General features: G+C 33.9%; 9 protein-coding genes and 1 pseudogene. 4 read left to right on the forward strand and 6 right to left on the reverse strand.

Going from position 1 to position 11,449, the window contains the following annotated elements:
- Window positions 1–140 precede the first annotated feature (140 nt).
- Window positions 141–1,163: a hemolysin family protein gene (locus CY0110_RS26485; RefSeq protein WP_035800801.1), complete on the reverse strand. Its 1,023-nt coding sequence runs from the start codon at window positions 1,161–1,163 to the stop codon at window positions 141–143.
- Between the two features lie 124 nt (window positions 1,164–1,287).
- Window positions 1,288–1,428: a hypothetical protein gene (locus CY0110_RS30615; RefSeq protein ID WP_008278734.1), complete on the reverse strand. Its 141-nt coding sequence runs from the start codon at window positions 1,426–1,428 to the stop codon at window positions 1,288–1,290.
- Window positions 1,429–1,836: 408 nt separating this feature from the next.
- Here CY0110_RS30615 and CY0110_RS26495 point away from each other — a divergent pair, with 408 nt between their 5' ends.
- Entirely contained in the window at window positions 1,837–2,823 is a 987-nt protein-coding gene (locus tag CY0110_RS26495; protein ID WP_008278735.1) for an RNA polymerase sigma factor, RpoD/SigA family, read from the forward strand.
- 128 nt (window positions 2,824–2,951) lie between these two features.
- On the opposite strand, the pseudogene CY0110_RS29045 reads toward CY0110_RS26495, so the two are convergent.
- The 3 genes and pseudogenes from CY0110_RS29045 to CY0110_RS26515 all read right to left on the reverse strand — a co-directional run bounded on the left by CY0110_RS29045 (window position 2,952) and on the right by CY0110_RS26515 (window position 5,677).
- Window positions 2,952–4,468: pseudogene (locus CY0110_RS29045) on the reverse strand (IS5 family transposase).
- Between the two features lie 227 nt (window positions 4,469–4,695).
- Complete coding sequence (locus CY0110_RS26510; RefSeq protein ID WP_008278737.1) at window positions 4,696–4,989, reverse strand: YggT family protein; 294 nt, start codon at window positions 4,987–4,989, stop codon at window positions 4,696–4,698.
- 106 nt (window positions 4,990–5,095) lie between these two features.
- The gene (locus tag CY0110_RS26515; protein ID WP_008278738.1) at window positions 5,096–5,677 is read right to left on the reverse strand and encodes an Npun_F5749 family FMN-dependent PPOX-type flavoprotein; all 582 of its coding nucleotides are present in this window, start codon (window positions 5,675–5,677) and stop codon (window positions 5,096–5,098) included.
- A gap of 290 nt (window positions 5,678–5,967) precedes the next feature.
- On the opposite strand from CY0110_RS26515, the gene CY0110_RS26520 reads away from it, so the two are divergent.
- The 3 genes from CY0110_RS26520 (at window position 5,968) to CY0110_RS26530 (ending at window position 8,445) form a co-directional block, all read left to right on the forward strand.
- Window positions 5,968–6,390 carry a hypothetical protein gene (locus CY0110_RS26520; protein ID WP_008278740.1) on the forward strand — a complete coding sequence of 141 codons (423 nt, stop codon included), beginning with the start codon at window positions 5,968–5,970 and terminating at the stop codon, window positions 6,388–6,390.
- Between the two features lie 304 nt (window positions 6,391–6,694).
- Complete coding sequence (locus tag CY0110_RS26525; RefSeq protein WP_008278741.1) at window positions 6,695–8,035, forward strand: TldD/PmbA family protein; 1,341 nt, start codon at window positions 6,695–6,697, stop codon at window positions 8,033–8,035.
- A 92-nt stretch (window positions 8,036–8,127) separates the two neighbouring features.
- The gene (locus CY0110_RS26530; RefSeq protein ID WP_008278742.1) at window positions 8,128–8,445 is read left to right on the forward strand and encodes a 2Fe-2S iron-sulfur cluster-binding protein; all 318 of its coding nucleotides are present in this window, start codon (window positions 8,128–8,130) and stop codon (window positions 8,443–8,445) included.
- 62 nt (window positions 8,446–8,507) lie between these two features.
- Here the strand turns inward: CY0110_RS26530 and CY0110_RS26535 are convergent, their stop codons facing one another.
- The gene (locus CY0110_RS26535; protein WP_008278743.1) at window positions 8,508–10,805 is read right to left on the reverse strand and encodes an NACHT domain-containing protein; all 2,298 of its coding nucleotides are present in this window, start codon (window positions 10,803–10,805) and stop codon (window positions 8,508–8,510) included.
- Between the last annotated feature and the right edge of the window lie 644 nt (window positions 10,806–11,449).

An 11,449-nucleotide genomic window follows, 5' to 3' on the forward strand; every position in this document is an offset into this window, starting at 1 on the left:
AGAGAAAGTAAATGACTGAAAAGACTCAGATTTTCAAACCATAAAGTAGCAAAAATAATTATCATTAATATGCTACCTAAAGCAGCAAAAATAGCTGATTGTCTGAAAATCCATTCTTTCATAAAATGTCTGTTAAACAATTAAACTAAGCGATCGCCAAAGAATACATTTTGATGATTATGAGGAGAATCACTTTCATCATAAATTTCTCCGACTAATTCTTCTAAAATATCTTCTAGGGTAACTAATCCCACCGTTCCCCCGTATTCGTCAACCACAATGGCAATATGAAATCGTTGTTGTAACATTTCTTTTAATAAACTAGGGGCGCGCTTAGTTTCTGGTATATAAATGGGGTTATCCATTGCTTCTGTTACCTGAAGTTGAGAACGTTTTTCTTTAGGCACAGATTGTAAGGTTTGCAAAGCTTTTTTAAGATGAACAATACCAACAATATGATCCTTAGATTCCCCTTGAACAGGAATCCGAGAATAACCCGTTTCTAGGGATAAATTAATTAATTCTTGTAAACTTGATTCATGGGAAATTGTCGTCATCTCTAGGCGAGGTTTGACTACATCTTTAGCCATTAATTCATCTAATCTCAATGCTTTATTTAATAGTTGATGTTTATATAAGTCAAGTTTTCCTTTGCCTCCCAAAATTTCAATCATTAACTGCAAATCATTGAGAGATTCTCCTGATTGCACTGTTTTGTCGGATTTTCCTTGAAAAACTTGAATCGTTTTTTGAGTTATTTTCTCAAAAATTTGTACAATTCTTAAAAACGATAACAGTTGAGATAATAAAAATATTGGACGAATACACCAACGAAAAAAAGCACGAGTATTGAGAATTGCTAAAGATTTAGGGGTAATTTCTCCAAAAATTAACACTAAAATAGTGACTACGGCGGTAGCGACTCCTAAACCAGCACTACCTAACCACATCGCAAATAAATTGCTAGTGAGAATAGCTGAAAAGTTATTAACTAAATTATTACCAATTAATAAACTGGTAATAAAACGGCGACGATTTTCTAAGACTAAACGATACACCCCGGAAGGATCACCTTGTTTCTCAATCAGTCCCCGTAACTTAAAATTATCAAAGGCAGTAATAGCCGTTTCAGAACCAGAAAAAAAAGCTGATAACAGCAACATTAAGATGATTACTGTTAAGTCAAGCCAAACCTGACCCAGTAAAGGACTCGGTTTGGCGATCGTTAGGAAACTAGCGTTAAAGCTTAACAAAATCGTACTATAGGTGAAAATTTGTCAAGAAAACTTAACTAATGGTATAGGCTGCGTTGAGCGCCCATATAATTAAACCGATAATGGCACCAAGAACTAAAAAAGCTGAAATCGCTACCAAAAAAGGCTTATCAGCCCCTTCAAACTTCATAATGCCACGATTTAAGTCTGACATAGCATTGATCCTTATTCAAAAGTTACATAGGCTTGATTAGCCCCTTTCTCTATCTAGGGTAGCGAAAATTTCACCTTCATGAGTCAAAGAAAATCTAACAAAATCCTATTGATTCGTGATTTTGACTCACAGATTGGTGATCCCGAAAGAGAGATCGTCTTCTCACTATTTAGTCTTTCGAGTTATTTTGACCAATAACTGCTTATTGCAATATATTGTGACAATCAATGAACCTTTCATCTATTGTCATCGTCTAAACAGATAAGTTAAAATAAAAACAAGTTAAAGTCATATCGACTTCACTTTGTAACTTTTTTCCCAGAAACTGTATTAACAAATACAGTTTCTGGGAAAGATAAAAATAGCAACAGACTTTATAAGCAGGTTTAAAGGAGTCATATAGTACCAATGCCCACTGCTAACGTTAATACCAAAACCAAACAGCCTATGTACTCAGCAGATATGGTGCGGACTTATCTGCATGAAATTGGGCGGGTACCTCTGTTAACCCATGAGCAAGAAATTATTTATGGGAAACAAGTCCAAACAATGATGAATTTATTGGAGAAAAAAGAGGAATTAGCTCAAAGAGTAGGTAAAGAACCTAGTATCCAAGAATGGGCGAAAGAGGTGAATATTGAAGAAAAAGCCCTACAAAAAGCCCTAGAACAGGGAGAAAGAGCTAAGAGAAAAATGATTGAGGCTAACTTGCGCCTAGTGGTTGCCATCGCCAAGAAATATCAAAAACGCAATATGGAATTTCTTGATCTCATTCAAGAAGGAAGTTTAGGACTAGAAAGAGGTGTAGAAAAATTTGACCCAACCAAGGGCTATAAATTTTCAACCTATGCTTATTGGTGGATTCGTCAAGCTATCACGCGGGCGATCGCTCAACAAGCGCGGACAATTCGCTTGCCTATTCATATTACTGAAAAGCTTAATAAAATCAAGAAAACCCAAAGAGAACTCTCTCAAAGTTTGGGAAGAAGTGCCACACCTGCCGAAATTGCCCAAGAATTAGAAATTGAACCCTCACAAATCAGAGAGTTTCTCAGTATCGCCCGTCAACCTATTTCCTTAGATGTAAGAGTGGGAGACAACCAAGATACAGAACTATCAGAGCTTTTAGAAGATCAAGGAGTGTCTCCTGATATCTACATTACTCAAGAACTACTCCGCCAAGACTTGAGTAACTTAATGGCTGAATTAACACCTCAACAAAGAACGGTGCTGACTCTACGGTTTGGGTTAGAAGATGGTAAAGAACTTTCCTTAGCCAAAATTGGCAAACGATTAAACATCAGTCGGGAACGGGTTCGTCAATTAGAACATCAAGCCCTCGCGCAACTGCGGAGACGACGGGGTAACGTCAAAGAGTATTTAGCAGCTAGTTAAAATAAAGCCATGAAGGATAAGCAAAAACTCCATAGCTTATCCTTTTTTTTGTTTAATTCTTTAAATATCTATCTTACATCTAATTTTAGATGAGTAATTAGGGTTTGCTGAAAAAGTTTCTCCAAAATTTATGCGGCCAAAAGCCGATAATTTCCCTGCCAATTAATAATTTTTCTTTCTATAAATTTGCTATAAATATAATTTTCATTAATATAATTGTGGTTGAATAGTTCATCAGTTTTAATATTAATGAATAACCACAAATAAAGCGACAAAAACTGCCGAAGCAGTCTGGAAAGATTGACAACTAGAAAGGTAATGGCAATAGAAGTTTCTGAGGTTTCAGGGAGTTTAGTCATGACGAGATTCAAGCTAAACGAAGATTTAGCTTGTCCAAATTTTCCCTCAATAGCATTTCGGAAACTTTCGTCTGAGCGAGCTTGTTTCTTCTCTTCTTCACTGACATTTTTCGGAGGTCTTCCTAACTTCGGACCACTAATTCTTATTCCTCTCTCTTTACACCAATTTCTATTTTCTCTAGTTCTATAAATTTTATCAACATGAACAGATTCGGGATAATAGCCAAACATTTCTCTATACTTTTCTACTTGTTCTTTTAAATGACAAGATTCATTTAAGTTTTCCCAACTTATTCGGTCTAAAAATACATAATTATCCACACAGCTAACCGAGAGCTTAGCTCCAAACTCTATTGGTTTTCCTGCTTTTCCTCTGACTATAGGACGAATATGGGGTTGAGTTAAACTTACAATTCTTTGGGGAACACTCTGGGTTTTATTCTCCCACATTACTCGTTGTTGTTTATAAACTTTTTTGATAGTTTCTAGAAGATTTGCTGTCTTTACTCAGATTTTGAGGGAGCCCCAGCTTGATTCAAGTCTTCTATATGTCTAGATGTCTTAACGTATTCAACTGTTTTCTATAGCTTTTCTCCTTTCTTGATAAGAAACTTTTCCTTTTTAGCTACCTTTAAATATTCTTTTCTGGCAATGTGTCTAGAAATTCTCGGTTTTTTCCTCAGTTTTCCTCTTAAAGCTTTATAAAGATTGTCTATTATTCTTTCTGTCTCAATTCTAGCTTGATTTAATATTCCTAAATCTGTCGGATATTTTATATCGGCCGGCGCACAAGTTGCATCTAGTATTAGTTTACCTCGATTTCTTAGTTTTTTTCCTTTTTCTTGGGGTAAATCCTTTTTTTTTATTTCTTTATCAAGCTTTTCTTTCTCTTTTTTCACTATTTCTTTATTTATTTTATTCACCAAATCTACATCAATCCTTTTCCTAAAATGAACTAGCATTGAAGCTTCCACTGGTGGCTCTTGTTGATAACAATTTAAACCTATAAAGTATTGTAGATAAGGATTTTCTCTAATCTGTTCTATTGTTTCTCTATCACTTGTTCCTAACTTTTCCTTAATAATTAATATCCCTAATGCCATTCTAAATGGTTTAGCTGGCGCACCTTTTTCTGCTGAAAAAAGTTTAGCATATTCTTCTTCAAAATCATCCCAAGGTATTAGTTCTGCCATGATTACCCAACGATTACTTGGGGATAATTTTCCCTCGAAGGGCAATTCAAAATTTTCTGGGGCGGGTGAAGGCTGCTCCTCTTTTCGATACATTTGTTCTTGACTAACAACTGCAAGGTATCCCTACCAATTTTAGCGGTTTTTAGCGGTTTTTAGCTGCACTAGCTGATTTTTTTTTGTCATCGAATATGAGTGTAACCCTTGTTATCAAAAGGTTACACTCATATTCAGCAAACCCTAATTAGAAAAATTAAGAGAGAATTGCTAATCTTATAAAAAATCAAATAAGGGAGAGATATTGTTTAAAATGTCTCTCCTTTCTAAGGAGTATTTAACGCCATAGTAATTAGTCCTTGTTGACCAACTAAAATTTCTCTCAGTAAACTACAAATACCAACCCATATAATGGGACTAATATCCACGCCACCGAGAGGAGGAATAACACGACGTACAGGAATTAATAAAGGTTCGGTGGGTAAAGCAATTAACTTCCAGGGAAGACGGTTTAACTCAACTTGAGGATACCACGTCAAGACAATACGAAAGATAAATAAGAAAGTCATTAATCCTAAGAATAACCCTAAACCCCAATTTGCTATATCGACAAAATCCATTATTTTAGAAATTATTTCAACAGTTAATATACTCTTTATTTTACCATATACTTTACAGTTATTCAGTTCCTATACTTTTTGTTTTGGCTTAATTTTGAATAATAAATTAAGGATTGATCTCTTGTTTTACCCAGTTTCTGCTATCATCAAAATAATAAAGAGTTCTCTGATGAGGATTCCCTCTTAATTCTAAGTGTTCAACTTTTTCTGGGTTAAATAGTAAGAGAATAAAATTGGCTATGGGCTTATTTTTAGATGGAGTGTTTTGCAAAAAATCTTTCTTATCTTCAGTTAAAAATTGACCGGGATCAGGCCAAGTAAACTGTTGTCTAGCTGAGTCAGACAGATTTTGCCAAACAGCGATCCTTGATGCCTGATGATGATGATTTTCATTAATTATGGTTAAATTTCCACTTATCCGAAATTGTTCTCTAGTTTTGGGGAAATACCAACAAATTTCACTAACAGAATGATGGTGAATATGATTAATTTTGTCACTACGACTATCGGTTATAATTTGTAATTGATTACTATCCTCTAAAAAACCTCTGAATACCACAGTACGATTAGTAGGTTGTCCCTGAAGATTAATAGTGGCTAATTGAAAATAACGAGCATTCGGTAGACTTCGATTTCGATGAAGAGCGCGGGATAAAATAGGTCGCCAAGGTGCTAAAATTTCAGTCATTACTTATCAGTAGTCAGTTAAATTTATCATAAACTAAGAACACTATTATTTTAGCAAGATGAGGACAAGAGTATGAATAATGATCTTCTTTATTTTGTACTTGGGGTAACAATTTTAGTTGTTTATTTAATTTTTTCTGCTAAAACAGAAATGGGAACTATGTTATTTAAGAAAAAAAAGAAGTAAGAAGAAGAAATCCCTACCGATTAAGGGATCAGAACCGAACCGAAGAAATAAGTCATTAATGTTATTCTTACAGTAAAAGAAAATTATAATATAAGGAGTTAATTATGAGTCATAGTTACCGTCATTATCGTCAAGTAAAAGTTATTAACAATGGAAGACAATTTTCTCCTATCATAGATAGTTTTGAAGAGATAGTTTTCGATGAAAAACGACAAGTTTATTATTGGAATAAGCTAGCCGACATTCCTAAATGGAATGATTCAGATTTTCTTATTTCCTCTTTCATTGATTCAGATAGTAATAGGGTAGATGCTGATGAATTTTCTCCGAGGGTTCGTTATCTTAATCCTCATGAGGTTATTATGAGGGATTTAACCTATCCTCAAACAAAAAGAACACAGCAAAATTTAAAGTTATCTCAACTCAAAACATCGATTCAAAAAACTGTAACTCATCTAAAAAAAGTAGCTCAACGTTTACCATTAGCTTTCAAAGCAGCTTGGAGAGAGTTAATCAGTGATTATTAAAATTAGTAAGGTGAGCATTGCTCACCTTTACTGTTAATATATGCTATAATTTGAGCCTCCAAACCTTAATAATATAAAATTTGAGACTGTTTCTCACTTAAAAATGATTTCTCATAGCTTTTTAGATTGGACTGCTGTTTTTATTTATATCGGATTTACCAGCCTAATTATTTGGGTTGTTTGTTTTAAGAAATAAATTAGTATTATTAGAAAAATCTCTCTAGATTGAAAAAAAGAACTCAATAGTCTAAAATAGATTAGGAAAGTAAATCAAAATATTATTTGAAATTCTGAATAGATAGCAATGTTAAACACAGAAACCATCGCTAATTATGCTCAAAATAGTGCAAAAAAACTAGGCATTAATAAATATGATATTTATGGTTCTTCCATTGATGAAACCAGTGTAGAAGTTAATCATGGAGAACCTAAACAAGTCCAAGCATCCAATCGTTCTAGTGTCATTGTGCGGGTGTGGAATGAAAAGGGAACTGTCGGCGTTACAACCACAACAGATTTAGATGAACTTGGTATAAAACTAGCATTAGAAACAGCAAAAGAAGCCAGCACTTTTGGTAATACAGAAAATCCTCCTGAGTTTAGTCCAGAAGCCAAAGCAACGATTGAAAATGCTGTTGATGAAATAGTAGAACCGGCTGAAGTTCCTATATTAATAGATACTTTAATTAAAGCAGAAAAAACCCTCTTAGAAGCTCATCCCGCTATTCAAGGAGTTCCTTACAACGGATTATCCCAAGAAGATATTAAAAGATTCTATCTCAATAGCGAAGGTTCTCTACGTCAAGAAGGCCGTTCCTATGCTGTGATTTATCTTTATAGTCGCACCGAAGAAGAAGGAAAAAAACCCAGAGGTGCTAGTGCGATGAAAATTAGTCGGGGGTTAGAAACTTTAGATGTAGATGGCTGTCTAAAAGAAGTTACAGAAAAGACGATTAGTCATATTAATTATCGAACCATTCCATCAGGAAAGTATACTGTTGTTTTCTCACCAAAAGCCTTTTTAAGTTTAATTAGTGCCTTTTCTAATTTATTTAATGCTCAAAATATTTTAGATAATCAAAGTCTTTCTAACCTAGATTCTGTAGGAAAAGAAGTTGCTTCTCCCTTATTTTGTTTGTGTGATGATGCCCTTCATCCTGATAATATCGGGGGAGAAACTTTTGATGGAGAAGGGACTCCTACCCGTCGCGTCGAATTAATTAAAGATGGAGTTCTCACTGGATTATTACACAGTGCAGGAACCGCTAAGCGGATGAATGCTAAACCCACAGGAAACGCCAATATCGGGGCAAAAGTCACTGTGAGTTCCCATTTCTATCATATTTTTTCCAATTCCCAAGCTGAACCTCAATATAACCTAGATGAAGCCGAAAATGTTATTTTGATTGACAAATTACAAGCCCTTCATGCAGGGGTCAATACCCTACAAGGTTCTTTTTCTTTACCCTTTGATGGATGGTTAGTCAATAAGGGAAAGTTAACCAGCATCGATGCTGCTACCGTTGCTGGAGATTATTTAACCCTATTGAAATCAATTATCTGTATCGAACCAGAAGCAGAAGTGACTCCTGGGGGTGTTTGTCCGAGAGTCTGGGTAAGTGATTTATCCGTTACAGGAGAGTAGTATTTTGAACTTCTTTGTTACCTACCGTAGCCAAGCGTCCCCCCATAAAGATACATTAGATCAAGGAAAGCTTATCGAGTATTACGGGAAATATGTCCAATACGTATACTGTTGAAATTAACCATCAAGGAACAACCCAAACCATTGAAGTTCCTGAAGATAAGACCGTGTTAACTGCAGCCAAAGAAGCCGGTCTTGATTTACCCTTGTCTTGTGAGGCCGGGGTCTGTACGACTTGTGCAGGAAAATTGTTAGAGGGTGAAGTTGAACAAGGGGATGGTATGGGTTTAAGTCCTGAGTTACAAGCAGAAGGGTATGCTTTATTGTGTGTGTCCTATCCTCGTTCTAATCTAAAAGTTGAAACTGAAAAAGAAGAAGAGGTGTATAGTCGGCAATTTCCACAACCTTAATTTATATTTTCTGTAAATTTGTAGGGGTTTAATATCGTTAAGCCCCTTATTTTTATTGATTACTATGGAGTTTCTGGTAATAATAAACTTGATTCTATTTCTTCTTTCACCTGTGAACTAATATTTCCATTTTCTTTTAAACATTTAACCAAAAAAACATTACTATTATAAAAACGGTTCCATAAATCTTTTTCTTGCTTATTAAGAGTCCAATTATAGCAAATTTTACGGTGTTCAATCAATAAACTGCGAAAATTTTTGACCCATTCTTGTCCTTGAGTTTTCCACCAATCTAGACTATGTTCTTTTCCTTTTTTTGGGTCGGGGAGTTGTTTTTTTAAGTTACTAAAGCTTTCTAAAAAATCAGAATTCAGTTTAAATTTTTGTTCTATTTCTAAACTTAGACATAAACTTAAAAACTGCTTGGTGTTAGGATGTTGTGTTAAGTTTAAACTATCTATAAAAGCTCGGACTAAAATCGAATCAAGTTGAATCTCTTTATTTAATTTATTTTGATAAGCAAATTGAGGTTCTAAGGATAAGGCTAAATTAAAATCTCGATGATTAAATAAAGTAAAATAAAAAGCTCTAACTGCTGATTTTTTATAAGATAGATTCATAGATTCTACTTTCTCATTAAGCAATTTTAAGTAATTTTGTAACTTAATATCTTTTTTAGCACAATGATTTATAGATTCTTTGAGTTGTAACAACAAAAAATCAGCTTTTGGCGACATACTAAGGGTCAACGAAATGACTTCTTTCCAACTATCGTCCATTATTTTTGCAGCCAAATCTGTTAATTGATTCTCTAAACTTTGATGCTCATTGGCTATAATATGTCGAGCGGTAAAATATTCTTGAAAAGTAAGATGAGAAAAAGAATAAATATCTTTAGCTCTTTCTACTAAGATACCATGTTGTATTTCAATGGATTTTAACACTGCTTCACTGGTTAACCATAAAGTTTCTGCATCCTCTTTAAAATTACAATCATTGCGTAAATAATCTTCAATTATTTCTTGAACTTCGCGACCTTCAAAAAAATAACGATTTTTTAAAAAAGTTTTTGCAGCAATTATAGACAATAACTTTCGTTTATCAATCAAGGATAAATCATGATAAAAATCATCTCGTTCAATTCCTCGAGATTTATCCCAACGTTGTAATAAAAGATCTAATCCTGCTTCATAAAGTTTGGATCTTTGACGAGGAAAACTAGCTCTTTCTTTGAATACCGAACACAAGAGATTGAGTAAAATTGGTGTAACGGCTAATTCTCGAATGGACTCGTTTTCAGGATTATTTAATGTTTCTAAAAATTGCTGTGCTTTTTTCTTGCCTTCCGTTCTATTTTTGCTTGTTGCTATAAACCATTTTTCTACAAACTCTTTAATTTTATTATAATCTAAATCTGCTACTTCTACATAATTAAAACCTCTAAAATGAAACTGCTGTGCTGAGTTTCTAGAGGTAATAATTAATGAGTTTTTATAAAATTCTTGGGAAAAAGTTTGAATAGTTTTACAGATAATTTCCCTATATTGTTGAGGAACCTCATCCAAGCCATCTAATAAGAGGATAAATTTTCCTGCTTCTAGTAAATAATTGATTTGTTGATGGGATAAACCATAATTTTTACCATAACCAATTAAATACTCTTGTAAATTAAGAACTTCCTCATCCTTTTGTTCCCATTCAGTGCGTAATTGAATGAAACAGGGAATTAAATCTTTTCGATATTTTCCTTGGCTACACTGTAAAGCGAGATGTTGTAGAAAAGTTGTTTTTCCGGCCCCAGGTTTCCCTAAAATCACTAATTTATCTTGCTTAGCGATCAATGCTGAATCAAGTACAGTGTTAGAATGAGAGCGAGAAAGGCGAAAACTGTCAACATTAGCTAACGAGTTCTCCAAGTCTGATACCTCTAACCAACGTTGATAGCTAGGTTCAAGATAAAAACTTGTTCTAGTATAAATTTTTTCTAGGGGAGGTTGGGTTAATTCAAAAGAAGACTGTAGAGCATTGCATTGAGTTATAATGGCATCCTGGATCTGAGAACGCATCACAGATACTAATTCTGAGACCTGTAAACTGTAGGTAGTTCCCTGAGAATTAGACAGTTTAACAACTTTATCGGGTAAATCAGCGATATTTTCCCAGTCTAGATTCAGTTTAAAACAAATTTCCTTAAAGATTGGACGAGAAACGGGACGACCTGATAAAAATTTCCAAATACTTTGACGACTGGATAACCCCACTTCTCCTGCTAAATGTTCTTGAGTCCAACCTTTAGACGCTAAGACTTTTTTGGCCGCCTCTATTCCTTCTGAAGTGGCTGATAATGATCGATTGCTCATGCTAATGGTTGAAAAAGTTACAATAATAATGTAAAACTATCATAGATAAAAGACGAAGACTATATTTCCGTGTTTGTATCATTTTATAGATAGTTATTATGTATTTTACCTAATAAAAACCACCGAAGGCGTGACACCTATCACTAGAAAAGGATGATCATAATAGTGTCATTAGTGAGATTTAAGACATAGCATTTTCGTACAAGACAAGAGATGCTAGATAAAGGTTCTGTTTCCTTATTTAATCCAAGTTAGCAAGAAAAAATTTTATTTTTTTTAAATAAATAGTTAATAATTAATCTGGGGTTAGTGAAACAACTCATAATTAATTCTTCAATGAAAAATCGCTATTCCAAAAGTGATAGTTACTTGACTTAACTCAATTTCTCAACCTAAACCAATATCGTTCTAAGCCCATTTTTCTCATCTATTAAAGATCGTAAAGTTAATCGTAACAAATTCTGATACAATTAGCGAAGTATGAAGTTTTACAAAAACTACTTGACTATCTATACAAACAAATGTTCCTTTCCCTAACTATTTTTTTTGAGATTCAGAACTTTATAAAAAAGATGCTTAATATTGAGATTGACTAAGTTTATGACTTTGAACCACCTCACACCCAATAAAATTACTCTTAGATA

The sequence above is a fragment of the Crocosphaera chwakensis CCY0110 genome (genome assembly GCF_000169335.1).
Classification (GTDB): domain Bacteria; phylum Cyanobacteriota; class Cyanobacteriia; order Cyanobacteriales; family Microcystaceae; genus Crocosphaera; species Crocosphaera chwakensis.